General features: G+C 61.6%; 18 protein-coding genes and 1 other RNA gene. 7 read left to right on the forward strand and 12 right to left on the reverse strand.

Going from position 1 to position 24,419, the window contains the following annotated elements; all coding sequences use genetic code 11:
- Positions 1-206 precede the first annotated feature (206 nt).
- Together P3C50_RS17695 and P3C50_RS17700 are read left to right on the forward strand one after the other, a co-directional pair.
- Positions 207-1,832: a methyl-accepting chemotaxis protein gene (locus P3C50_RS17695; RefSeq protein ID WP_275546960.1), complete on the forward strand. Its 1,626-nt coding sequence runs from the start codon at positions 207-209 to the stop codon at positions 1,830-1,832.
- A 305-nt stretch (positions 1,833-2,137) separates the two neighbouring features.
- A complete protein-coding gene (locus tag P3C50_RS17700; protein ID WP_004423370.1) occupies positions 2,138-2,368 on the forward strand; it encodes a hypothetical protein in 231 nt (76 codons plus the stop codon).
- A gap of 127 nt (positions 2,369-2,495) precedes the next feature.
- Here the strand turns inward: P3C50_RS17700 and P3C50_RS17705 are convergent, their stop codons facing one another.
- The 10 genes from P3C50_RS17705 to P3C50_RS17750 all read right to left on the reverse strand — a co-directional run bounded on the left by P3C50_RS17705 (position 2,496) and on the right by P3C50_RS17750 (position 13,431).
- Complete coding sequence (locus P3C50_RS17705; protein WP_275546961.1) at positions 2,496-3,125, reverse strand: FKBP-type peptidyl-prolyl cis-trans isomerase; 630 nt, start codon at positions 3,123-3,125, stop codon at positions 2,496-2,498.
- Between the two features lie 131 nt (positions 3,126-3,256).
- Positions 3,257-3,394: a DUF2256 domain-containing protein gene (locus P3C50_RS17710; RefSeq protein WP_275546962.1), complete on the reverse strand. Its 138-nt coding sequence runs from the start codon at positions 3,392-3,394 to the stop codon at positions 3,257-3,259.
- Complete coding sequence (locus P3C50_RS17715; RefSeq protein WP_275546963.1) at positions 3,391-4,944, reverse strand: cryptochrome/photolyase family protein; 1,554 nt, start codon at positions 4,942-4,944, stop codon at positions 3,391-3,393. Before P3C50_RS17715 ends, P3C50_RS17710 begins: the two co-directional genes overlap by 4 nt.
- Before the next feature lie 11 nt (positions 4,945-4,955).
- The gene (locus P3C50_RS17720) at positions 4,956-5,258 is read right to left on the reverse strand and encodes a DUF6482 family protein (protein WP_197855009.1); all 303 of its coding nucleotides are present in this window, start codon (positions 5,256-5,258) and stop codon (positions 4,956-4,958) included.
- Positions 5,259-5,387: 129 nt separating this feature from the next.
- Positions 5,388-5,879, reverse strand: a complete 492-nt coding sequence (locus P3C50_RS17725) for a TIGR00645 family protein (protein WP_161864595.1) — start codon at positions 5,877-5,879, stop codon at positions 5,388-5,390.
- Between the two features lie 137 nt (positions 5,880-6,016).
- Positions 6,017-6,370 carry a hypothetical protein gene (locus P3C50_RS17730; RefSeq protein WP_275546964.1) on the reverse strand — a complete coding sequence of 118 codons (354 nt, stop codon included), beginning with the start codon at positions 6,368-6,370 and terminating at the stop codon, positions 6,017-6,019.
- A 164-nt stretch (positions 6,371-6,534) separates the two neighbouring features.
- The gene (locus P3C50_RS17735; RefSeq protein WP_275546965.1) at positions 6,535-9,021 is read right to left on the reverse strand and encodes a Lon protease family protein; all 2,487 of its coding nucleotides are present in this window, start codon (positions 9,019-9,021) and stop codon (positions 6,535-6,537) included.
- A 189-nt stretch (positions 9,022-9,210) separates the two neighbouring features.
- Entirely contained in the window at positions 9,211-11,679 is a 2,469-nt protein-coding gene (locus tag P3C50_RS17740; protein WP_275546966.1) for a TonB-dependent receptor, read from the reverse strand.
- Positions 11,680-11,963: 284 nt separating this feature from the next.
- Positions 11,964-12,929 (reverse strand): DUF4880 domain-containing protein, encoded by a 966-nt coding sequence (locus tag P3C50_RS17745; RefSeq protein ID WP_275546967.1) that lies wholly within the window; start codon positions 12,927-12,929, stop codon positions 11,964-11,966.
- Positions 12,916-13,431, reverse strand: a complete 516-nt coding sequence (locus P3C50_RS17750) for a sigma-70 family RNA polymerase sigma factor (protein WP_275546968.1) — start codon at positions 13,429-13,431, stop codon at positions 12,916-12,918. Before P3C50_RS17750 ends, P3C50_RS17745 begins: the two co-directional genes overlap by 14 nt.
- A gap of 150 nt (positions 13,432-13,581) precedes the next feature.
- Here P3C50_RS17750 and P3C50_RS17755 point away from each other — a divergent pair, with 150 nt between their 5' ends.
- On the forward strand, positions 13,582-15,435 hold the full coding sequence (locus tag P3C50_RS17755) for a DUF4105 domain-containing protein (RefSeq protein WP_275546969.1): 1,854 nt from the start codon (positions 13,582-13,584) through the stop codon (positions 15,433-15,435).
- A gap of 48 nt (positions 15,436-15,483) precedes the next feature.
- Here P3C50_RS17755 and P3C50_RS17760 read toward each other — a convergent pair whose 3' ends face one another.
- Entirely contained in the window at positions 15,484-16,065 is a 582-nt protein-coding gene (locus P3C50_RS17760) for an NADAR family protein (RefSeq protein ID WP_275546970.1), read from the reverse strand.
- Positions 16,066-16,271: 206 nt separating this feature from the next.
- Between P3C50_RS17760 and P3C50_RS17765 the strand changes: the two genes are divergently transcribed.
- Positions 16,272-16,517: a hypothetical protein gene (locus P3C50_RS17765; protein ID WP_275546971.1), complete on the forward strand. Its 246-nt coding sequence runs from the start codon at positions 16,272-16,274 to the stop codon at positions 16,515-16,517.
- A 21-nt stretch (positions 16,518-16,538) separates the two neighbouring features.
- On the opposite strand, the gene P3C50_RS17770 is transcribed toward P3C50_RS17765, so the two are convergent.
- Positions 16,539-19,454 (reverse strand): ATP-binding protein, encoded by a 2,916-nt coding sequence (locus P3C50_RS17770; RefSeq protein WP_275546972.1) that lies wholly within the window; start codon positions 19,452-19,454, stop codon positions 16,539-16,541.
- Positions 19,455-19,583: 129 nt separating this feature from the next.
- Here P3C50_RS17770 and ssrA point away from each other — a divergent pair.
- The 3 genes from ssrA (at position 19,584) to P3C50_RS17785 (ending at position 23,918) form a co-directional block, all read left to right on the forward strand.
- Positions 19,584-19,940: a transfer-messenger RNA gene (ssrA, locus tag P3C50_RS17775) on the forward strand.
- Positions 19,941-20,039: 99 nt separating this feature from the next.
- The gene (locus tag P3C50_RS17780) at positions 20,040-22,493 is read left to right on the forward strand and encodes a site-specific integrase (RefSeq protein WP_129484183.1); all 2,454 of its coding nucleotides are present in this window, start codon (positions 20,040-20,042) and stop codon (positions 22,491-22,493) included.
- Between the two features lie 153 nt (positions 22,494-22,646).
- The gene (locus P3C50_RS17785; RefSeq protein ID WP_275546973.1) at positions 22,647-23,918 is read left to right on the forward strand and encodes a tyrosine-type recombinase/integrase; all 1,272 of its coding nucleotides are present in this window, start codon (positions 22,647-22,649) and stop codon (positions 23,916-23,918) included.
- Positions 23,919-24,419: the final 501 nt, after the last annotated feature.

Here is a 24,419-nt window from a genome sequence, read left to right on the forward strand (position 1 = left end):
GATGAACTCGGCACCCTTTGGGCCGCCGAAAATGAACAACCCGAGTCAGATTAAGATGATTGCGCAATCATTCAAGCATCGAAATCATCTGCTGTTTCCTGACTGATCCGGCCCGCTACGACTCGTCTAGACATTTCACAAATCTGCAACATTCGCCCACTACGCTGAGCCTGTTCCGCCACGCCTGGCTTCCGAGGCATCCCATCATGTTCCTGCAAAAATCCCTGCGCGCGCAGATTCTCGCCCTGCTCGGCGGCAGTCTGGCGCTGATCCTGATCACCGCGCTGGTCTGCTTCAGCTTTCTGTCCAGCGGCATTCAGTCCTACCGCGGCCTGCTCGACGGACCGCTGGAATCCTCTCGTCTGATCGACGCGGCCAACGTTGAATTCAAGATACAGGTGCAGGAATGGAAGAACGTTCTGCTACGCGGCCAGGACAGCGCCAACCTGCAACGCTACTGGAGCCAGTTCGAAGCACAGGAGCGCAAGGTGCAGGATATTCTCGGCCAGTTGACCCAGGTCGCCGCTGCTGATCCGGCGCTGAAGGCCCAGGTCGAGCGCCTGCGCGGCGAACACCAGACCCTCGGTGCCAACTACCGCAAGGGCCGCGACGCCTTCGTGGCTGCCGGCGCCGACGCCAAGGCAGGTGATGACGCCGTGCAGGGCATCGACCGCGCGGCCAGCGAGCAGATGACCACCCTGGTCGAACAACTGCGCCAGAACAGCCTGAGCCAGGCCGAGCAGATCAACGCCAGCGCCGCGCGCACCATCTTCAGCGGTACCGTAGTCATGCTCATCGCCGCGCTGGTCATCGCCCTGTTCAGCCTGTGGCTGGTCAACCGCAACCTGATCATTCCCATCCGCCACCTGATCGGCCATGTCGATCAGCTCAGCCACGGCCAGTTCGATCAACGTGTGGAGAGCACCCGCCAGGACGAGCTGGGCCTGCTGGCACGCGCCGCCAATACCCTGCGCGACTTTCTCGCCAGCACCACCGAGCGCCTGCATCAGAGCACGCAGAATCTCGACAGCGCCAGCGGCGAACTCAACGCCATCGCCTCGCGCATGACCGAAGGTGTCAGCGAGCAGTTCGAGCGTACCGACCAGGTCGCCACCGCGATGCACGAGATGTCTGCCACGGCGCAGGAGGTGGCGCGCCATGCCGCCGACGCCGCACACGCGGCCAACGATGCCGACGACTCGGCGCGCCAGGGCAGCACGGTGATGCAATCGACCATCGCCACCATCACCGACATCCGCGGCGAGATTGCCAGTACGGCAGAAGTGATCCGTCGCCTGGAAAGCGACAGTGGGCGCATCGGCAAGGTGCTGGAAGTGATCCGTGGCATTGCTGAGCAGACCAACCTGCTCGCTCTCAATGCCGCCATCGAAGCGGCCCGGGCCGGCGAGCAGGGTCGCGGCTTCGCCGTGGTCGCCGACGAGGTGCGTCACCTCGCCCAACGCACGGCCGAATCCACTGCCGAGATCAACCAGATCATCGACACCGTGCAAAACGGCGCCCTGGATGCCGTGCGCGCCATTGAGAGCGGCCAGCAGCGCAGCGAACAGGGTGTCACCCAGGTCACCGAAGCCGGCGCCATGCTGCAGCGCATCACCGAGGCGGTAGAGGCCATTCGCGACATGAACCAGCAGATCGCCACGGCTGCCGAGGAACAGACCTCGGTGGCCGAGGACATCTCGCGCAACCTCACCGAGCTGACCGCCATCGCCAGCGCCAACCAGGACAACGTGGAACGCACGCAGATGGCCAGCCGCAACCTGCACGACATGTCCGGACAATTGGGTGAGGTGACCCGCCGCTTGGGTGCCTGACGCCACCGCCGAACGACTCCGGCAGGACGGGGCGTCCGATGCAATTGCCGCCACCCTGCCCGTTCAGCCTTATGTCGACAGTCCGCTGTCCGGGCCGGACAGCGGATCACAGGTCCGAACGGGAATCTCGCCAACTGGTCGTGAGCCGGGAGACACGCCAGCTGCGGACGTCGCGCTTGTCTTCCCGGCACCCGCCTTATTGCCAAAACCTGATCGCGTAAACGACAAAAGGTCGCAATTAGCCCTTGCTATTTATGTAATAGGAATTATTCTCAGTTACGTAATGACGGCCAAGGAGACCTGCCATGACCTACCTGATCGATGCCTGGCTGGACCGCCCGCATCCCTACCTGCGCATCCTCAATCGCGAAACCGGCGAAGTCTGCGCCATGCTCGAAGAAGAAGCGCTGGACGAACTGCGCGACCAGGGCGACTTGGACCTGCATGAACTCAGCTCCAGCGAACCCATCGTGCTCAAGGAGCTGGTGCGCAGCCTGTTTCTCTACTGCTACGCACGGGCCTTGCGGCCGTCCTAAAGACAAAACGGCCCCCTGCAATGCAGGGGGCCGCTCGATCGTAGGGTGGACGACGCTTTACCCGTCCACCGTCGTCGTGGTGGACAAAACAGCGTTGTCCACCCTACGACTTACCTACGCATTTCGCTTACAGAATGTCGAGCAGCTCGACATCGAATACCAGCACGCTGTGCGGCGGGATGCTGCCAACGCCCTGAGCGCCGTAGGCCAGTTCGCTCGGCACGTGCAGGCGCCATTTGCTGCCGGTAGCCATCAGTTGCAACGCCTCGACCCAGCCCGGAATCACGCCGCCGACCGGGAATTCAGCCGGCTGGCCGCGCTCGTAGGAGCTGTCGAACACGCTACCGTCGATCAGGGTGCCGTGGTAGTGCACACGTACCTGATCCTCGGCCGACGGCTTGGCGCCCTCGCCGGCCACCAGCACTTCGTACTGCAGACCCGAAGCCAGTACGGTCATGCCTTCGCGCTTGGCATTCTCGGCCAGGTAGGCACGGCCTTCGCCGGCAGCGGCTTCGGCCTTGGCAGCGGCCTCGGCCTGCATGATCTCGCGGATGACCTTGAAGCTCGCGCCCAGCTCAGCCTCGGAAACGCGGCTGGCCTGCCCGGTGAAGGCATCGGTCAGACCGGCGAGGATCGCGTTCAGGTCGACGCCGGGCGGCGGGTTGTCGCGCAACTGACCACCGAGTTGACGACCGATGCCGTAGCTGACGCGACCTTCATCGGAGGACAGATCGGGGCTGAAGTTGAATTCGGACATGAAAGGCTCCGCTAGGGGCTGTGAAAAAGGTCGGCCAGCCTAGCACAGAAGCCAGGCGCGGCGTCACGGCCGCAGGCATTGCCCGTCGCAGCTGAACCCAAGGAAGACGCTTCAGCGGCGACACTCTCGCCCTATTGCTTGTTGCGCCCACGGCGACAGCGCTCGGAGCAGTAGCGCACCTCATCCCAGCAGCGCGCCCATTTCTTGCGCCAGGTGAATGGCAAGCCGCAGACCGCACAGGTCTTCACCGGCAGCTCGCTCTTTTTCACAGCATCTCCCCGGCATCGAGCCTGGCCAGCAGGCGTTCGCCCCAGTCCCACAGCGCTTGCTGCTTGGCCTCGTTCATACGCGCCAGGTTGCGATAGACCATGCCCATGCGCGGGTTGCGCTCAAGCGGCTCACGGTGGCGCATGAGGAAATGCCAGTACAAGGCATTGAACGGACAGGCCGACTCGCCGGTGCTTTCGCTCACCTTGTAGCTGCAGCCCTGGCAATGATCGGACATGCGCTTGATGTACTGGCCGCTGGCGCAATAGGGCTTGGAGCCGAGGTAGCCGCCGTCGGCGTGCATCACCATGCCCAGGGTGTTAGGCAGCTCCACCCAGTCGAAGGCGTCCATGTACACGGCCAGGTACCAGTCGCAGATAGCCTTGGGCGCGATGCCGGCCAGCAGCGCGAAGTTGCCGGTAACCATCAGCCGCTGGATATGGTGCGCATAGGCGTGCTCCAGGGTCTGGCCGATGGCCTGGCGCATGCAGTTCATCCGTGTCTTGCCGGTCCAGTAGAACTCGGGCAGTGCTCGTGAGTTGCCGAGGCGATTGCCTTCGGCGTACTCCGGCATGCGCAGCCAATAGACGCCGCGTACATACTCGCGCCAGCCAATCAGTTGGCGAATGAACCCTTCGGCGGCATTCAGCGGCACGTCGCCGGCGCGATAGGCGGCCTCTACCTCGGCGCAGATCCGCCGCAGATCGAGCAAGCCGATGTTCAGCGCGGCGCTGATGCGCGAGTGAAAGAGAAAGGGCTCGTCGTCGGCCATGGCGTCCTGATAATCGCCAAAGTCGGCCAGGCCTTGGGCGAGAAAATGCTGCCAAAGGCCCTCGGCCTGCTCGGCCGTCACCGGGTAATCGAAGCCCTCCAGGCTGCCGTAATGCCCGGCAAAGCGCTGTCCCACCAAATCCAGCACCTCACGGGTGATCGCGTCCGGCTCGATGCGCAGAGGCGCAGGTGGACGCACGCCCTTGGGCAGCGCCTTGCGGTTGTCGGCGTCGAAGTTCCAGGCGCCACCCTCAGGCGTGCCGTCGGGGTTGAGCAGCAGGCCACTGGCGCGGCGCATTTCGCGGTAGAAGAACTCCATGCGCAGCTGCTTGCGGTCCTTCGCCCAGGCAGCGAAGGCATCGCGCGTACACAGAAAACGGCTGTCCGGGTGCCAGTGGATCGGCACGCCGCAGTGGCGCAGGGCCTGCTCCAGGCGCCAGTCGCCGCACTCGGTCAGATGGATTTCAGCGGGGTCCAACTGCTGCGTCCAGCGCAATAACTCGCCGGGCAGGGAGCCGCTGTTGCCAGGATCATCGAGCGTCACGTAATGCACCTTGAGGCCCTGCGCGCGCAGGGCCTCGGTGAAATGGCGCATGGCGCTGAAGATCAGGGCGATCTTCTTCGGGTGATGCGGTACATGGCTGGCCTCCTCCATCACCTCGGCCAGCAATAGATGGTCGCGCTGCGGGTCGACGTCCTGCAGCGCGCCGAGGCCGGGCGTCAGTTGATCACCCAGAATCAGGATCAGGCGGCGTACACCGCCCTCACTATCAACGGCCATCTGCGGAGCTTTCACCAGCCGGAACGAAAGGCGATGGGCACACGCAGACTGTTGGCGGCCGAGGGCAAGCCGCACATCTCGTCATGTACCGAGCTGTGCACCAGAAAGAACGGCAGCGTCGGCATTTCCTGCAGCACGTCGCGCGCATGCTCCACCGAACGCAGGCTCAAGGTACTGCCGTGTTCGTCGATAATCGGATGCGCGCGCCCTTCCATCCGTGCTTCGAGCAGGTAGATGCCACCTTCGAGCGAGATCAGGTTGAGTTCATCGATGCGCCCGGCTTGGGCATAAGCGGATAGATCATGCAGATTCATCTGGCTTTCCCTCGTCTTTCTATACAAGAACTTATACAAACATAATTCTTGTAAAACAAAGAAAAAGCTCAACCCCAGAACGCAAAACGCCCGTCCTGTTCGGACGGGCGGTCTTGAAACAAGCCGGGATCAATCGTGCTTGGTCAGCTTGTCCAGATAGCCCATGGCGAACGCCGAGGCGACGAAGGTCATGTGGATGATCACGTACCACATCAGATGGTCCGTTTCGTAGTTGCGCGCATCCATGAACACCCGCAGCAGGTGGATCGAGGAAATGGCCACGATCGAAGCGGCCACCTTCATCTTCAACGAGCTGGAGTCCATCTTGCCCAGCCAGCTGAGTTTCTCCTTGCTGTCATCGATATCCAGTTGCGAAACGAAGTTCTCGTAGCCGGAGATCATCACCATGACCAGCAAGCCGCCTACCAGCGCCATGTCGATCAGTGACAGCAGCACTAGAATCAGGTCGGACTCTGCCATGGCGAACACGTTCGGCAGGATGTGGAAGACTTCCTGGAAGAACTTCAGCGCCAACGCCAGCAGACCCAGAGACAGACCGAAATAGATCGGCGCCAGCAACCAACGCGATGCGTACATGGCGTTTTCGATAAAGCGTTCCATGGAAAACTCACTGAAGAGAGAAAAAGCGGCGAGTATACCCATCGTCCAGCATCAGCAGAAGCAGCCAGCGTATTGTGGATAACCCCCATCAACGCGAGTCCCCGGTGAATGCTCCGGCGCGCTTTGTTGCGGACGTTTCAGCTGTGCCCGTCAGTTTCGGGGCGGCGCTGCAAGGCACTGAGCGGTCTGTTGCGTTCGCCGTTGACGCGGCGCAACTCGGCCTGCATGTGCAAGCGCCAGATGGGCGGTTCGCTGCACTCGGCATATCCCTGCAAGGCCAGGCTTTCGGCAATCGAATCAAGGACCCCTTCTGCGACAAAAGGCCCATAGAATGGGCCTTGCGCCTTGATCGCAGAAGGTTGCGCGCCTGACATGCCGGCGGCGCAGAGCAGTATCCAGCGTCCTTGGTTATCTGCCATCGGCCGGATCACGCATTCGATGCGCGTGACCAGGCCCAGGCATTGGCGGGTGAGGCAGAGGCTGCGCGACATGGCGGCGACCCTCGCGGAATCCAGGCTCCAGCCTACACCCCGAGCGCCCGCACTGTGAAGCCAAAGTTATCCACGCGTTCTGTGGATAACTGTGTGCATGAAGCGTTAGCAACGAGTCCGACGCGCCTATACCGGGAGATCCGGGACAATCGTGCAAGATTTGCTCAGCTCGCCGCGTCGCCCTCGCCCTTCTTGCGTCGCGGCGCCTTTGCCGGCTTGGCGGCTGCCGGCTCGGCTTCGGTTTTGGCCTTTTCCGCTTCGGCGGGCTTGCCCTCCTCCTCCAAGCCGATCTCGGCGATATCGCGCAGGCGCTCGACCACACGGGCATTGACGCTGCCCTTGGGGAAACGCCCTTTCTCGTCCGGGTGACCGGCCGCCTCACCGACCAGCAGGCTCAGCGCCTCATCGACATGGCGCACGGCATAGACGTTGAACTGACCGTCTCGCACGGCCTGCAGCACGCGCTCGTCGAGCATCAGGTTGGCGACGTTGGAATGCGGGATGATCGCCCCTTGCTCGCCAGTGAGGCCACGCGCCTCGCACAGGCGGAAGAAGCCCTCGATCTTCTCGTTGACCCCGCCGACGGCCTGCACCTCGCCGAACTGGTTGATCGAACCGGTAATGGCGAAGCACTGCTTGAGCGGCGTGCGCGACAACGCCGAGATCAGCGTGCACACCTCGCCGAGCGAGGCGCTGTCGCCGTCGACGTAACCGTAGGACTGCTCCAGGGCGATGCTCGCGGAAATCTCCAGCGGGAATTCCTGTGCATAACGGCTACCGAGGAAGCCGGTGAGGATCATCACGCCCTTGGAGTGGATCGACTGGCCGAGGCTGACCTCACGCTCGATGTCGACGATACCGCTGCCGCCCGGATACACGGTGGCGGAAATCCGCGCCGGCACACCGAAGGCCGAGTCGCCGACTTCCAGCACGGTCAGGCCGTTGCATTTGCCAACGGCCGCGCCGCTGGTGTCGATGAGGATGATGCCGGCCAGCATGTCGTCAATGATCCGCGCCGACACCCGTCCGGTGCGCGTGGCCTTGGCCTTGAGGGCACGCTCGATATGACCGACGTCGGTGATGCTCTCCCCGGCGAGCTGGCGAATGAAATCGGCCTCACTGACCAGCTGGAACAGGTCGCCGATACGCGCAGACAGGCGCCCCTGGTGCTCGGCCAGGCGCGCACTGTAGGTAGCCAGACGCGCCACGGCAGCACCGGTCATGGGCGCCATGCCCTCTTCCGAGGTACGCGTCTTCATCAGTTGGGCGAACTGCTCCAGGCTGTCCTCGGCGAGCGGGATGTCCTCGTCGAAGTCGACCAGTACGCGGAACATTTCCTGGAAGTCCGGATCGTGATCCTGCAGCGCGTAGTACAGCTGCCGCGAGCCGATGATGATGACCTTGAGCTGCAGCGGGATGACCTGCGGGTTGAGCGTGACGGTGGCGATGCGGCCGAGATCGCCCAGAGGCGACTCCATCTTCAACTGGCGCGAATGCAGAGCGCGCTTGAGCGCTTCCCAGACGAAGGGTTCGCCGAGCAGTTTTTCCGCCTCGACCACCAGGTAGCCGCCGTTGGCGCGGTGCAGCGCGCCCGGGCGCAGTTGGCGGTAGCTGGTGTATAGCGCGCCCTGATCGGAGCTGTACTCGATACGGCCGAACAGATTGTCGTAGGTCGGGTGCGATTCGAACACCACCGGCGCACCGCCGTTGGCGTGGTGACCGACCACCAGGCTCGGGCAGTACATTTCCTCCAGCAGCTTGCGCAGCTGCGGATCGGCCTTGTCGACATCAACCAGTTGCTCGACAGCGGTTTTCAGCAGATTGATCTGCATCGCCTGCAAATAGGCGCAGACACCGGCGTTTTCCGCATACTTTTCCGACAGTGGCGCCAGCAGCGGCTGCAACGCGACGGTGATGGTCTCTTCGTTGAGCTGACGTAGCAGATTGCTCGACTCGCGCTTCCACTGCGGCAGGCTGGCCAGTTCCTCGTTGAGGCGCTCTTCCAGTGCGGCGATATCGGCGTGGAAGCGCTCGCGGTCGGCTTCCGGCAACTGCGCGAACTCGGCCTCGTCCAGCGCCTTGCCGTCGGCCATCGGGGTGAAGGCGATATTGGTGCTGTCACGGTACAGGGCCACGCCCTTCTCCAGCGAGAGACGCTCGATCACGTCCAGCGCTTGGTCGTAGCGCTTGTTGAAGCCGCGGTCGATGGCGCTCTTCTTCTGCTGGTAGGTCGGCGTTTCGAACACCGCCGGGAAGGTGGCCAGCAGGTTGTCGATCAGTTGGCTGATATCGGCGATGAAGTCGCTCGCCGTACCGGCTGGCAGCTCCAACGCACGCGGCTCGCGCGGTTCGTCGAAATGATTGACGTAAACCCGATCGGCCGGCGTCTCCATGCGCTTGGCTTCGGCCTTGAGGTAGCGCTGGACGAAGGAGAAGCGCCCGGTGCCGGGTTCGCCCATGACGAACACGTTGTAGCCAGGGCGCGGCATTGCCACGCCGAACTGCAGCGCTTCGACCGCGCGGGCCTGGCCGAGTACGCCGCGGAAGGGTTCGAGATCATCGGTGCTGCTGAAGTTGAACTGCTCGGGGGCGAAGGGGCGGGTCAGCGATTCGGGGGCAAGGCGCAAAGCATCGAGGCTACGCTTGGACATTGGCAATCCTTTATAGCAAGCGGGAGTTCCGCAAAAACATGGGGTGATTCTGGGCCTGCTATCTGGCCGCGATCAAGGTTTGATTCCTCCATATGACAAAAAAGCCATGACGCGCACGCTTCATGGCTCGGAGGCTGCAGATACAGGAACACCGCCCTCAGGCGGTGTTCAGGGTTCGCGGAGAAAGGATCAGAACTCGCCGCGCAGGGTCAGGGAGAAGTTGCGGGGTTCGCCGTAGTAGTAGTTGGCGCCGGTCACTCCGATCTTCTCGTAGTAGTACTTGTCGAACAGGTTGTTGGCATTGAACTGTGCCGAATAATGCTCGTTGAAGCGGTAGGCAACCATGGCGTTATAAACCGCGTAACCGGCCTGCTCGGCCCGTGCGGTACGCGTATTGTTGACGGCGTAAATGTCACTTTGCGCCTGGACGCCGCCTCCCACCGTCCAGTTGGCAAACTGTCCCGGCAGTTTGTAAGTAGTGAATAGCCGCAGCAAGTGCTTGGGATCGGTAGTGCGCAGCACGTTGCCTTCATTATTGGCCGTGTCCTTCAGGTATTCGGTGGTGGTGTAGGTATAGCCGCCCCCTACCTGCCAACCCGACATCACCTCGCCGGATATTTCCAGTTCCACACCTTCACTGCGGCTCTTGCCGGCGGCAACCATGCAGGAACCGATGGCATTGTTCGGCTGGCAAGGCAGCGCGATGGCGTTGGCATCCTGCAGTCCCTTACCGACTAGGTTGGTGCGAAAGACCGCGATAGAACTGTTCAGACGCCCCTGATAGAACTCACCCTTTAGCCCAATTTCGTAGACCTCACCGGTCATGGGTTCGAGCAGCGAGCCTGAGACGTCGTAACTGGTCTGCGGCGCGAAGATTTCGGTGTAGCTGGTATAGGCGCTGATGTTGTCGGTCAGATCGTAGATCAGCGCGGCGTAAGGGACGACCTCGCGGGTGACCTCGTAATCGCCGGTCGCGCTGTTACGGTTCTCGAAGTCGTACCAGTTCAGGCGCGCACCGATAATTGCGTTGAGCGGATCGGCCAACGACAGGTTGAGGCTGGCGTAGGTGGCCTTCTGGGTAGTGATGGTATGCGCCTGCGGGTTGGCCTGGGCGCCGATGCGATCCTTGTTCACATTTGCAGGGTTCCAGTAGCGTACGTCGAACGACTGCCTCTGACCGTTAGCGTCGAGGATGTAGCCCCATACCGACTCCACGCCGATGGCATCGGCCTCGTTCCACTCAGCCCCCACGGTCAGCCGGTGCTCGCGCCCGAGCAGCGCGAAAGGCCCGTCCAGAACCGCACCCACGTTGCTGTAGTTGGTACGTCCACCACCGTCGTTGAAGTTGTAGTTCACGTCCCACAGGTAGGGATTGCTGGTACCCGCGGTTCTGGCCAGCGAGGTCTGCTGGAAGCCGTGGTCCTTGTATGCCAAGCGACTGCGGTTGGCGTTCAACTTGAGGCTCCAGCCGTTAGCGAACGCGTGATCCAGCTCAGCGAAGGCATGGGTATTGGTGCGGTCCCAGCGCGCCCAGTTGGCGCCGAGGAAGGTCGAGCGGGAAAAGCGCAGCGGCGAACCGTCGAAGTCCGGTACCAGCCCACCCCATGCCCCGGTCGCATCGATCTCGCTGTATTCCAGGCCGCCGGTGACGGTGGTGCTGTCGCTCAGGTCGGCTGCCAGCACCGTGTAGAACACGTTCTTGCGCTCCATGCGGGTGTCCTGGAAGAAATCCTTGTCATCATGCACCGCAATCACCCGACCACGAATGTTGCCGCTCTCGGTCAACGGCCCGGACACATCCGCCACGTAGCGATTGGCATCCCACGAGCCGAGCGTGTAACTGGCCGAGCCCTGGAACTCGCGCGTCGGACGCTTGCGCACCATGTTCACGACGCCGGATGGGTTACCGGAACCACGCAGCATACCGCTGGCACCACGCAACACCTCGACGTGGTCCAGAGTGGCGACGTCAGGCTGAATGAAATTGCCGCTGCGCCAATCGACATTGATCGTCGAACCATCGAACTGCAGAGCATCGATCTGGTAGCCACGCGAGTAGTAAGTCACCCGCTCGCTGTCGGTTTGATCGACCACTACGCCAGGCGTCTGCTGCAACATCTGCTTGAGGTTGGTGAGGTTCTGATCCTTCATCCGTTGCTCGGTCAGCACCGTGACCGACTGCGGTGTGCGACGCAGGGACTGCGGCGTCTTGCCGATTGACACCGCGCCAGTGGTGTAGGAACCGCTGCCCTCGGTGACACCGCCCAGGCCGGCGCCCACCACACTGATGGCTCCCAGATTCAACGCCCCCTGCGCATCACCTGGCACATTCAGCAGAAACGCCTTGGGCGAGAGTTGCTCCACCTGCATGCCCGTACCGCCCAGCAGCATCCGCAATGCCTCGGCCGTATCGCTCAGAGCCTGCACGCCAGGGCTTTGCTTGCCAGCCACTTCCTCGGCAGCATAAGAGAGGCTGACGCCGGCCTGGCGGGCGAAACGATCGAGCGCGTCGGCCAGTGGCCCGGCCGGGATGTCCCAGGACTGCTGTTGCGAAGCGGCGCCCTGTTCGGCCATGACCGGCACGGCGGCAACGGCCAACGACAGACCGAACAGGGAGGCGCGCAAAGCGCGGGTCAGGGGGTGGAGGGAGAGGGTCATTCATTGCTCCGTAGCAGTCTGGAATTTGGAAGCCTGTAGCCGGCCTTTCCTGACATGCCGAACATTAATGAGAAACCACCTCAATTATTTTCGTATTTGCGGGTTTATTTGTCAGCGTCCGCCATCCGGGCTGCGCTAAGCGCTGCGCAAGCTCGGGTACGGCTCATAATGCTGTTCGCGTTTGGCTCCCCTCTCCCATTTCTTGGGGGCACGCCTAGTGGAGAGGGGCGAGGAGACGGATTGCACTTGATCGTAAATCAAGTGAACAGCATTGCAGGTAAGGCTCAGGCCCTTGCGCTGACGGTCACCCAGTAATCGGTTCGGCAGTCCACCCGCACCGGCAGCGCCAGTGCCAGCAGCCCCAGGATCTGCCGGGTATCGTCCAGTTGGTAGGTACCGGATACGCGCAGGTGCGCGACCTCGTCGCGACATACCAGCAGGCCGCGCCGATGCCGCGACAGCTCGCTCAGAAAGGCGTCTAGGCGCATGTCAGCAGCGCGGATCACTCCATCGGTCCAGGCCCACGGGTCCAGGCCATCGCTCAATGCCGGGCGCACACCATCGGCGTCGAAGCGCACCTGCTCGCCCGCCGCGACGCGCGCAACTGCAGTCGTTTGCGGATCGCCGAACAGGCTCACCTCTCCATCCCTCACGGCCAGGGTGCTGAACCCGCTGTGGTGCTGGTTCAGCAGGAAACGCGACGCCTGGCCCCGCACCTGGCCGTCGCGCCCCATGACCCAAAGCGGCCGCCGATCCTCGCCTGCGACCTCCACCAGCAATTCACCGCGATACAGCCGAATACGCCAGGACTGCCCATCGAAAGCGGAATCGAAGGCGCTGTCGCTGTTCATGTGGATACGGCTACCCTCGCCAAGCTCGACCAGACGCCGCTCGCCCACATCGCTGCGGTACTGCGCCATCAACCCGGGGAGCGGCGTATGCTCGCGCGCCTGCCAGAGCAGCGCGCCGGAAGCCGCGAACAACCCGAGCATCTTGAGGCTCTGCCGACGACTCATGCGCTCGCGCACGCCGCCCAGTGTTCGACGGCTCAGGGCCGGCGGCAGATTGGCGAAGCGCTCGCCGGCCTGGGTCACGCTCTGCCAGGCGCGCTCATGCTCGGGAGATTCGCCCAGCCAGCGCTCGAACCGTTCCACGGTGGCGGCATCGGGCACGTCGAAGCGCATCCGTACCAGCCACTGGATGCCAGCCTCGAGCACCGCGGCATCAAGCGGCGGGTCAGTCCTGTTCATGGCTGAAGCGATAGCAGGCGTGCAGGGCCTTGGCCAGGTCGCGCTCGACAGTGGCGCGCGATACGCCAAGCTGCTCGGCGATCTGCAAGCAGGTCAGACCATCCAGTTGGGCCAGCAGAAAAGCCTGACGCACCCGCGGCTTGAGCCTGTCGAGCAGACAATCCAGTGCCTCCAGCGTGTCGAGCAGTTGCAGGCGTTCTTCCTCCGAAGGCGCCTCGCCCTCGCCCAGATGGGCAATGCTCTCCAAATAGGCCTGCTCCAATGCGCGACGTCGGTACTGATCGATCATCAGCCCGCGGGCGATACGGCCCAGATAGGCACGCGGATTGAGCAGCGTTACCGGCATCTCGCTGCGCAGCAGACGCACGAACACGTCCTGCGCCAGATCCGAGGCATTGTCCCGACAGCCCACCCGGCGGCTGAGCCAACTGTGCAACCAGGACTGATGTTCGCGATAAAGCTGATCGACGGAGGGGGAAAGGCCTGATGTATCGCTGGACATACGGGAAGGCAAAGACGCAATTGATAGGAATTCTCATGTTATTCCTTTCGCCCCCTTCGCAGCAATCCCGCCACGGTGCGATACGTCCACCTGCACGGCCCCTCATACCTTGACATCCGCGCCTGGCTTGGCCAAAGCTCGGCCATCGCCATGACCAGAAGAACAGCGACCTTGAAACGGATATTCGCCGTCCTCGCACTAAGCCTCGCCCTTCCCCTGCACGCCGCCACGGTCGAACAACTCGCCGCCGATCCTTACTGGATCGCACTCGGCCACTACGAAACCGGCAAGCTCGGCGGCTGGCGCAGCTATGTCGATGACGACGACTTCTTCCTCGCCAAAAATGGCGACAGCGACCCGGCCGCTGAACTGCAGGCAACCCTCGAGGCCCTGTATCAACCCGCCGAACTGGGCGACCGTCACCCGCAATGCATCTACCCGGCGCGCACCCGCTGGCTCAAGGCCCAGTTGCAACTCAATGACCTGCCCAACCCGGACTGCGCCGAGTATCGAAACTGGATCGCCGACGTCAATCCGCACAGCACGGTGCTGGTGTTCCCGGCCGCCTATCTGAACAGCCCCTCATCGATGTTCGGCCACACCCTGCTGCGCATCGACCAGCCCGACATCGACAGCCACAACACTGCGCTGCTGAGCTATGCGCTGAACTTCGGCGCCTTCATCGAAGGCAACGACAACAGCATCCTTTACGCCTGGCGCGGGCTGATGGGCGGCTACCCGGGCCTGTTCGCCCTGGTGCCTTACCGCGAGAAGCTCAGCGAATATAACCGCCTGGAGAACCGCGACCTGTGGGAATACCGGTTGAACCTGACGCAGGAAGAAACCGCGCGCATGGTCGAGCACGTCTGGGAGCTCAAGCAGATCCGCTTCGATTACTTCTTCTTCGACGAGAACTGCTCCTACCGCCTGCTGGAGCTGTTGGAAATCGCCCGCCCGGGTATCGAACTGACCGAGCACTTCCCGCTCACTGCCATCCCCACCGACACCGTGCGCGCGGTCAAGGACGCCGGGCTGGTGGAACGCATCGACTATCGCCCATCACGCGAGCGCGAGCTGCTGGCGCGCGCCGAACCGCTGGAGAGCGACGAACAGACCTGGGTACTGCGCCTGAGCGAAGACCCGACTCAGCTCGACAACACCGATTTTCTCGCCCTCCCGGTCGAGCGTCGCGCACTGATTCAGGATGCGGCATTCCGCCTGGTGCGCTATCACGCCAATGACGAAGAACGCAGCAGCAACGCCCAGCGCAGCTTCCAGCTACTCGGCGCGATCAACCGCAACCCGCCGCCACCGCGGGAGGTGGAGCGCCCACTGCTGCCCGAGGAAGGCCACGAATCGCGCACCTGGCAACTGGCCGGCGGCAGCCGTGATGATCGTGCCTTTGCCGAGTACGGCCTGCGCATGGCCTATCACGACCTGAACGACAATCTCGATGGCTTCCCATTGGGCGCGCAGATCGAGATCCTCCAGCTCAAGCTGCGCCAGTACGAGAACAACCACTGGCAGCTGCAGCGCCTGGATCTGGCCAATATTCGCTCGCTGACACCGCGCAACGCCCTGCTCCAGCCGCTGTCCTGGCAGGTTGGCGGCGGCCTGGAGCGAGTACTCGGCGAAGACGGCGACAGCCAGCTGGTCGGTCATATCAGCGGTGGCGCCGGCGCCACCTGGCAGTTGCACGACGACGTGCTCGGCTTCGCCCTCGGCACCGCGCGCCTGGAATACAACGAGGACTTTGCCGCCGTCGTCTCTCCGGCACTCGGCTTCAACAGCGGGCTACTGTGGCGCAACCCGTTGGGTAACCTGACGCTGGAGGCTGCCGGCGACTACTTCCACAACGGCGAAGTGCGCCGGCGCCTGTCGCTCAACCAGCAGTGGGAAGTGTCACGTAACCTCGGCCTGCGCCTGAGCGCCCAGCGTGAATTCAGCCAACTGGCCAGCCCGGTCAACGAAGTGAAACTGGAGCTGCGCTGGTATCACTACTGATCGTATTAGTGCTCAGCGGCTGCTGGTCACGAGTCGCTGGCGGCTCGCTCAAGCCTCGCGCGGCAGGCGCCCGGGTTCGTTCAACAAGCACTCGCGCACCTGCATCAGGGCGAAGCCCAGCAGGTTGAGGCCACGCCAGGAGGCCGGGGTGTGAGCGTTCGGGTCGCCCTCCGCCAGACCGATACCCCAGACGGGATCGACAGGGCTGGCCTCGACCAGTACACGCGGCGCGGTCCCCAACAGGTATCGCGCCAGCTCGGGGTCTTGCGAGAACTTGCCGAGATTGCCTTCGAAGACGACGGCTTCACGGTTTTCACGCCAGAGCGCCTCATCGAAGCCGCGGATTTGCCGGCCAATCGCCTTGACTTCATTCGGCGTGTGCGCAGCCAGAACACGCTCCAGCGCCTCAGCATCCTCGAATAACCGGGCCTTGCCGGCCATCATGTAGTGCTCGGCGGTGGCGTAGTTGATTCCGTCGAGAGTGAAGGCCGAGGGATACCATTGGCTCAGACAACTCTTGCCAACCGGCGCGCCGGCCGCACGGCTGTGCCCCCAGAAATACAGATAGTCGAAGCGATCGCCAGCGGCGCAGGCCTGCTGCAGTTGCTCGACGGTCATGGGCAGGTTCATACGCATTCCTTGCATGGGTTGAATCATGCCGCACAGCATACTGAAGCGTGCCGCCGGCCGCTGCATACCGGTGCACCCCGCCGCCATCGGTTGCTGCCTGAAGCCTTCCACTAGCCGCCGCGATAAGCGCTGACCCGCGGGCAGGAAACGCAAACACAGGATGCTCCTATACTGAAATTCCCGCTGCCCGTTTCAGGAGAGCCATCATGCGTCGCACACTCATGTTTCTCGCCGCTGCCCTGATCAGCCTGCCGCTGTGGGCCATGCACTGCCCACAGGACATGGCCAAGATCGACGCGTTGCTGCAAAGCGATCCGCCCTCCGATCCCGAGGTGCTGGCCAAGGTCAAGGAGCTGCGCGCCGAGGGCGAAGCGCTGCACAAGGCTGGCGATCACGGCGAGTCGGTCAAGGTCCTCGGCGAAGCGCTGGACCTGCTGTCAGCCAGCGAGTAAATGCAGGCCGCGCGGGCCTGCTCAGAAACCGCTGTAGAGCAGGCCCAGCGCCACCTGCCTGACCTCCTGCAGATCCACCGGCTTGCTCAGGCAGGCACTGGCGCCACGCGCCCTGGCGTCTTCGAACAGGCGAGCGTCGGCCACCGCGCTGATCACCAGCACCGGCACATCGCGTAAACGCGGCTCGGCACGCATGGCGTCGAGCACTGCCAGGCCATCGCCATCGGGCAGGTCGATATCCAGCACCACCAGCGCTGGCTCGCTGTTCTGCAATTCGACCAGCGCCCGCTGGCAGGAACTCACGCCGTGAACCTCGGCGAAATCGCGCAGCGAGGCCTGGAGCATCTTCATGCAGGCCGGGTGATCCTCCACGCACAACACCTGCACCAGGCTGCGCGCAGCTTGCGCCGGCACATCGACGGCTTCGTCGTGAGGGCCTTCAGGGCTGGCGGCACTGGGTATGTCGAGCCAGAAGCGACTGCCCACGCCGGGCTCGCTACGCACGCCGATCTCGCCATCCATCAGCGTGGCCAGTTCACGACACAGCACCAGTCCTATACCGGTGCCGGGAATGTTCGAGCTCTCACGCCCCAGACGCTGGAATGGCTGGAACAGCTGCGCCAATTGCTCGCTCGACAGGCCCGGTCCGGTATCGTCGACCCACAGCCGCACGCAGTCGGCACGCACCTCGTAGCCCATGCGGATCGTGCCGCGCGGGCTGTTGTACTTGATCGCGTTGGACAGCAGGTTGAGCAGGATCTGCCGCACCCGCCGTGGATCGCCTTGCACGAACAAGGGCGGGTCGGCTGCCTCCATCACCTGCAGTTGCAGCTGTTTGTGTTGCACCTCGGGCTGCACCAGCTCGGCACAACCGCTGAGCAACGCGCCGATCTCGATCGGCTGGAACTGCAGCTGCTGGCGCCGGCTCTCGATGCTCGACAGGTCGAGAATGTCGTCCACCAATGAGGTGAGATGACGACTGGCATTGACGATTTCGCGTGAGTAGTCGCTCTCCAGTTTCGCGTCGTGCTTGTCCTGTACTTCCATCTCGATCAGCTGGGCGAAGCCATGGATCGCGTTGAGCGGCGTGCGCAGCTCGTGACTCATGCTCGACAGGAAGCGGCTCTTGGCCTGGCTGGCGGCAAGCGCTTCGAGGCTGGCGTGACGCAGCTCGTCCTCCACCTGCTTGAGGCGGGTGATATCGACGTGGGTGCCGGCGATGCGCAGCGGCCAGCCACTCTCGTCACGCAACAGGACCTTGCCTCGGCTAAGCAGCCACAGGTACTCGCCGCGGCAATCGAGATAGCGATACTCGGCGTCGAAATACTCCTCGCCATTGTCGGCGAACAGCTTGCGCAGGTGGCGCAGGCGCTCCAGGTCATCGGGGTGCACGCGCTGGTTGAATTCGCTCAGCGTCAGGTGTCTCGCACCCAGGCCGAAACGCCGTACGAAGCGCTCGCTGAGATCGATGGTGAGATCACGCGTGTCGATCTGCCAGAGGCTTTCGGTGGTGCTATCCAGCACCAGTTGCAGGATGCTTTGCGTCTCCTGCCGCTCATGTTCGCTGGCCTGGAGTTGTTTGCCAGCCTGCTGCACCGCCTCGGCCAGGCGGCTGACCTCGGCAATGTGGCTGTCCGGCACCGTTGGCGAGTACTCGCCCTGCCCCAGGCTGGTGGCCATGTCGACGATGCCGTCGATGGGCTCGGCCAACTGGTTGCTCAGGTGGCGCGAACGCAGCCACATCAGGGCGAAGAACAACAGATAGAACGCTGCCAGGCCGGCGATCAGCAGGTAGCCGATGTGCAGGTAGCGCTCGGCCAGCTGGTTGGTGTCGTGGAAGATCTGCTCCTCGTCCACCACCAGCAGCAAGCGCCAGCCGGTCTGCGGAATCTCGCTCCAGGCCACCAGTTGCTTGCGTCCGCCCAGCAGCACTTCCTGCACATTACCGTTGCCCTCGTTCATCGCCTGCAGCAACGGCGCCATGCCTTCGCGCTTGGCCAGATTGAAGTCCTCGGGTTTGAGCACCTCACGGCGCACGGCCTCATCGTAGGAATACTGGGTCAGCTCGCGCAGACCAAAATCCAGTTCCCCGGCCTTGGGCAGCGCCATGATGTTGTGGTCATGACTGACCAGCATCGCATAGCCGTGCCACGGCACGTTGAGCTCGGCGATCTCGCCCAATACCTGGCCTACGGTCACATCGAGGCCGACCACCCCTTCGAGAAAATCATCGCGATATACCGGGGCGATGGCCGATAGCATCCAACCGAGGCCGGCCGGGTCGAGGTAAACTTCGGTCCACATCACCTGTCGCTGCGGGTTGTGCTGGGCATCGGCGAGGTAATAGAAGTTGTAATCGGGTATCACCATGTCATGGGGATACTGCGCGGGCGTATCGAACCAGGGGTAGATGCGGTTGTAGCTGTCCCAGGTATTGAAATACAGCGCAGCCACCAGCGGATTGGCCTGCTGGATCGAACGCATCAGCGGGTCGATCTGCGACAGGCGCATGACTTTTGCGTGATCCTGCTGCGCCAGAGGCGTGCTGTTGGCATAGAAGGACGCCGCACGGCCGTCATCGCTGCGCGTGTAGAAAACGCCGCTTTCAGTCTTCGCATGACGCTGGCGCTCGAGCTCGTCCGCCTGGAAGCGAGAGTCGAGCAAGGCCTCATGTGTCTCATCGCGGAAGACCTGCACCAACGACTCGATGGAGCGTAAACGGCCATCGATGATCTGCCCTTCACGCAGCGCGGCGCTGGCCAGATCCTTCACCGCCGTTTCCTGCAGATGCTCGACCTGCGCGTCACGGATCGCCTGGTTACTCAACAGATACACCGCGATCAACACCGACTCCACGAGAATCAGCGGGATCAGCGCGCTTTGCACGAACGCTCGCCAGATCCACTGACGCAGGGGGTAGCGGCTAGAACTCGGCATTACGGCTCCTTTTCAGAGGTCGCGGGCAGACGCGAAGGGCCATCATAGCGTCCCGAGACGGAATCCGCAGTCGACGCTGAGGAACCTTTGGCGTAGACTCCGCGTCCTAGCTGTAACCACGAAAGTTTTGGGGCCGATTAGGATTCGACGCCGGTAGCGAAACTTGAGGGGCATGCCGAGTAGGTGACAGTTCTCGTAAATCCGCTGCCACAATTTCATAGTTGCCAACGACGACAACTACGCTCTGGCCGCCTAAGGGCGCCAGCTGACCCTAGGGGATGCCTGTAAACCCGAAGATCTGGTCAGTCATATAGAACAGGATCGCCGCCAAGTTCGCTGCAGACGTAACGGCTAAAACTCATGCAGCTCGCTCCAAGCACCCTGCCACTCGGGCGGCGCGGAGTTAACTCAGTAGAGATGGCTAAGCATGTAGAACCAATAGCGGAGAGCTGGCGGACGGGGGTTCAAATCCCCCCGGCTCCACCAAATAAGCCCTGAAACCCGTCTAAAACGCGGGTTTCAGGCACGATTTGATGGCACTGGATTTCACACAGTCCAACTGTGAATCCAAATAGGTACGCCATCATGTCCAAGCGTCAAAGCAAAACCGGTGTTCAGCACCTGGTCTATCAAGCCAAAACCGGCTTCCAGTACTACTTCACCTTCCCGAGCTATATCGGCAATCACCCGCAGCTGCCGGCACAAATCCGCTGGTCACTCGGCCATGATGAAGCGCTCGCACGCGATCTCGCCCAATATCTCAACCCGCGCTTCGAAGATCTGCTTAGGCGCAGCAGCGCCGCCACGATTGAGCTGCACCCTGATGGCTTTCTGTTAAACCTGGCCACTGTTCACGCTGAAATCAGCCGTTTTACCGAAAGCCACCTGAAAATCTGGGCGCTCCGCCCTGCACCTGCCGTACTGGCCAACTCTGACCTGAGCGCCGGGCATGAGCGCCTGCTGAAAGAGTGCCAAGAGCACACCGTGCTTTATTGCAACGAGCCGGGCGGTGAAATCCACTTCGCCTTGTATCCGAGCGAAGCCCTGCGCCAAGCCCTCAAATTCGGTTTCACCCGTTTCGACTGGCCGCTCGGCACCAACGACCACGTCACCGCCAACGCGGCTGCGGCTTACATCTACAGCGCCATCACAGTGCTGGAAACTACCCCAATGGCCAGGAACGTCTTCAAAACCGGGCATCCGCTTATCACGATGCTGTCGCTCTACGAGTACCTGTGTTTTGCACGCCCCGACCAAGGCCGCCATCTGCTGCATATTCCACCGGGCCTGCCACGTTCCGCACATAGCGTCATGTTTCACCTCAGCCGGATCTCGGGACACCTCGACCGCCTGACACTCTGCCAAAATTTTCAGATTCTTCAGGAGGAAAGCGGGCTCTATACACTCCTTATTCCGCTGACCGGCGCACGACTCACCGGTGCGCCTCGTCATCCCGATGAAATGCGAGTCGAGCTGCTGACTAGTTCGCCGATCCTGGCGTCGATCCTCTTGCACTTCAGCCTGGGTCAAATCGACAAAATTCTGGTGAAAAGTTTTATTGAAGCTCCCTCAGCTGATGCCTATGAGCGCGCCCTGCAAGAAATTCAGGACCTGATCCGGCGCATGCTTGGCCCAGTACCGCCAGCCGAGCCCATGTACACTCTGCCGGACATGAGCGCGGCCAACGACGCAGCCACAGCGCCCCAGGACGCTGGCACGCTCGCACTGCTGAATGCCCTCGGCAGCGTTTTGTCACCTGCTCAGAACGCCAAGCTACAAGCCTTGTTTGAGACGCCCACCTCAAACGACCTGCTGATCCAGCCACCACTCACTCATGAGAACTGCCGGCACTTCGGTGCCCTCACCCGTGAGTTCGAAGAGCGCCAGGTACGCGAAGGTGCGTGGAAGAATCCACGCACCCGCATCACCATGCATGCGCGCTTGGAGGGACTGGCCGAACTGATCGGCGGACATCGCCCACTCGCCACCCTGACCCGGGCTGACTTTAATGCCTTGCGCGACCAGTTGCGCAGCTACCCCAAGAACCGGCATCGCTTGCGCGCGACTCGCCATCAGCCCCTGAGTCAGATTATCCAGAGCGGCAAGTACGAGCCCTTGAATGCTAGGACGGCGAAGAAGTTTTTCGAGCTGGCACGCGCACTCATCGGCTATGCGCACGACCAAGGATATTTGAAAGAGAATCTGGCCGCAGGCCTGACGTTCAGCACCAAAGGCGCCCCCTCGCCACGCAAGCGCACCTATAACCCCAGGCAGATCGAGCAACTGCTGCAAGGCCCAGTCTACACACTCAAAGCACCGCCGCGCTGGCGCTTGGACGACTACCGCTTTTGGCTGCCACTGCTCGGCCTGTATACCGGCGCTCGCTTGAGCGAGCTTTGCCAGCTTCAGCTTGGAGATATTCGTGAAGAGCTTGGCATTTGGGTAATCAGCATCAGCAGCTCTGGAGCGCGACAGCTGAAAACGGTCGACTCGGAGCGCCTCGTGCCGCTGCATAAGGTCATTCTTGAAGCCGGGCTCCTGGCGTATCATCAGCAGCGCTTGAAGGCGCATGGTGGTGATCTGTCGGCGCCGCTTTTTGAAAATCTCCGCGTGTACGGCGACCTTTCGCCCGGGCACACAGCCAGCCGCTGGTACCGAGGCTCAGACAAAGATGACAAAGGCTACCTGGGACAGTGCGGACTCGGCGATGACGAGCTGACCTTCCACGGCCTGCGGCACACGTTCATTCAGCAGTTCCGCCGACAGAAGTTGGACATGCTGATTGGCAAGGCCCTGGTCGGCCACGCCGACCGCAGCACCACCGGCGGCTATGGCGATTGCTACCCGAGCTATGTGCTGAAAGAGGAGCTCGACAAGATCGACTTTGAGGCCTCGACTGCGCACATCCACTACAGCCACTACAGGGCGCTGCAAGCCGAGCAAGGTGTCTTTCGCATTGGCCGCCCGGCTGGCGTCGACAAGGCTAAAACCACCAGCTGGACTGAAAAACGGCACTGGCAATCCCGCATCACCCGATAGTTGAGGCGGTGCGGGGAAATCGCCTTCCCCGCACCAAAAACCTATTGACAAACTGTCAATACCTGGAAATAATCAGATTAATTTGCCAATACTTTATTTACTGGTTTTACATCCAGTGATATTGTTGTGCCTCAATTAACCAGAGAGGCACTTATGAATGCGCTGAACCAATCCCACATCTCCGTCCCAATCACCCACGGCCTATCGTTAGCATTTGCGGCTGGGCATGATCCGAAAATCTTGGAACTGGCGATGCCACACCTCGCCAAGATTTCTGAATCGATTTATCGTCACCACAACTCGCCGCTGCTGGCCGAGTTCATGGATAACGTGCTGAGTCGCTTCCTTCGAGAGAACCCTCGCAACGCAAAGTCGGCATACCAACTCAGCGCCAGAATGGCCAAAATCAAGACCGTGCTTACTCAAGATGATCCCTTGCGCCGAGTAGCCAGCCTAAGCAATCGCGATATCCAAACGCTGAAGGATGAGCTCCCAAAGCTGCTCAGGCAGAACAACGCATCGAGCAACCAGGGCGATACCTTACAAGCCTACTACCGGCTGTTTAATCGCATGCTGGATCAAGCAACCAATGATCACTGGATTGATGAAGACCTCAAGATCAAAGGCTGCCAGACCACCAAATCGAAGATCACCAAGTCGTTCCTCGACTCAAACCTAGTAAGCCTCTTCAATAGCTGGCCCTATCAGGCATACGATTCGAGCACACCTGCAGCGCCAGTTCTCCAAGATGCGCAGAGCTATTGTTTTTGGCTGATGCCGCTTGGACTCTTCACTGGAGCCAGACTCAACGAGCTCTGCCAGCTACGCGCCCACGATGTGATCGAAGACGCCCATGGCGTGCCCCTGATCAGCATCAACGACAACGGCTTCAATAAGTCGCTGAAAAATGAGCAATCGAGACGCGAGATCCCAATTTCCTCGAAGCTGATCACAATGGGCTTTCTCGACTTCGTGACGGAGCGCCGTCAGGCCGAAGGTCCGGATGCTCTACTTTTTTCAGAGCTGCGCTTTGACGAGAAACACCTCTACTCGCGCGCCGCGAGCCGCTTCTTCTGCGGTCCCGAAACAGGCGCCGGATTTATAGGTCAGCATTGCCCCGTGGCATTGGATGGCGGCTTTAATTTTAAAAGCTTCCGCCGCACGTTTGCAGTCCGGCTTGAGACGTCGAATGTACCGGCAACTACCATTGCACATCTGCTGGGCCATTCTGACGGCAAGCTCGAAGTCACCCAAGAGCACTACCTAGACAAGCCGCAATCCGTGCTTTTGCTGGATACTCTGGAGCGCCACCTAAGCTACAACCTGCCCTTAGGCGACATAAACTGGGAGCATTTCAAGCATTTGATGAGCAGCCAGGCAGGACGCAGCAAACGTGGCCGGAGAGCGAGGAAGACGTTGCACTAGCCCCTTCTTAAAGAAGGGAACCATTATCAGCTGGAGATGATGCGATGAGGGATCAATAAGGGCCGCCGTAAGTGCGGCCTTTTTGCATTATTAGAAAGCATCTAGGCATCAGCGATATTACTAACCTGCCGCAGAGCGCTGATGCGACCAAAATGCCACCGGCACTGGGTCATCACATACGGCTACGACCCCAGCTTTAGACTAGCAACAGGCCACTACATGTGCCGGCATACCGGGACTTACTGTGTATCAGAGACACCTTGATGCGACACACCTGGGCTGTCGCACTCTCACGCTGCGATACGCTCCCCTTGTCGCATGAACGGTCTGCGACACACCCAGCATATCGCACATGCGGTTTACGCCCCCCATACGGTGCTTCAAGCAGCATCCGCAGTGTGATCGCAGATTTGCGACACAACCTTCGTGTCGCACGGTCTGGCCTGCGATATTCAGGGTGTATCGCAGAACATCAATACGACACTCTCGGTCTGTCGCACG

The organism is Pseudomonas sp. Marseille-Q0931, from assembly GCF_940789645.1.
Classification (GTDB): Bacteria; Pseudomonadota; Gammaproteobacteria; order Pseudomonadales; family Pseudomonadaceae; genus Aquipseudomonas.

Coding starts and splice junctions, on each gene's coding strand:
- P3C50_RS17695 (WP_275546960.1), top strand. CDS start 207: ATGTTCCTGCAAAAATCCCTGCGCGCGCAGATTCTCGCCCTGCTCGGC.
- P3C50_RS17700 (WP_004423370.1), top strand. CDS start 2,138: ATGACCTACCTGATCGATGCCTGGCTGGACCGCCCGCATCCCTACCTG.
- P3C50_RS17705 (WP_275546961.1), bottom strand. CDS start 3,125: ATGTCCGAATTCAACTTCAGCCCCGATCTGTCCTCCGATGAAGGTCGC.
- P3C50_RS17715 (WP_275546963.1), bottom strand. CDS start 4,944: ATGGCCGTTGATAGTGAGGGCGGTGTACGCCGCCTGATCCTGATTCTG.
- P3C50_RS17720 (WP_197855009.1), bottom strand. CDS start 5,258: ATGAATCTGCATGATCTATCCGCTTATGCCCAAGCCGGGCGCATCGAT.
- P3C50_RS17725 (WP_161864595.1), bottom strand. CDS start 5,879: ATGGAACGCTTTATCGAAAACGCCATGTACGCATCGCGTTGGTTGCTG.
- P3C50_RS17730 (WP_275546964.1), bottom strand. CDS start 6,370: ATGTCGCGCAGCCTCTGCCTCACCCGCCAATGCCTGGGCCTGGTCACG.
- P3C50_RS17735 (WP_275546965.1), bottom strand. CDS start 9,021: ATGTCCAAGCGTAGCCTCGATGCTTTGCGCCTTGCCCCCGAATCGCTG.
- P3C50_RS17740 (WP_275546966.1), bottom strand. CDS start 11,679: ATGACCCTCTCCCTCCACCCCCTGACCCGCGCTTTGCGCGCCTCCCTG.
- P3C50_RS17745 (WP_275546967.1), bottom strand. CDS start 12,929: ATGAACAGGACTGACCCGCCGCTTGATGCCGCGGTGCTCGAGGCTGGC.
- P3C50_RS17750 (WP_275546968.1), bottom strand. CDS start 13,431: ATGTCCAGCGATACATCAGGCCTTTCCCCCTCCGTCGATCAGCTTTAT.
- P3C50_RS17755 (WP_275546969.1), top strand. CDS start 13,582: ATGACCAGAAGAACAGCGACCTTGAAACGGATATTCGCCGTCCTCGCA.
- P3C50_RS17760 (WP_275546970.1), bottom strand. CDS start 16,065: ATGAACCTGCCCATGACCGTCGAGCAACTGCAGCAGGCCTGCGCCGCT.
- P3C50_RS17765 (WP_275546971.1), top strand. CDS start 16,272: ATGCGTCGCACACTCATGTTTCTCGCCGCTGCCCTGATCAGCCTGCCG.
- P3C50_RS17770 (WP_275546972.1), bottom strand. CDS start 19,454: ATGCCGAGTTCTAGCCGCTACCCCCTGCGTCAGTGGATCTGGCGAGCG.
- P3C50_RS17780 (WP_129484183.1), top strand. CDS start 20,040: ATGTCCAAGCGTCAAAGCAAAACCGGTGTTCAGCACCTGGTCTATCAA.
- P3C50_RS17785 (WP_275546973.1), top strand. CDS start 22,647: ATGAATGCGCTGAACCAATCCCACATCTCCGTCCCAATCACCCACGGC.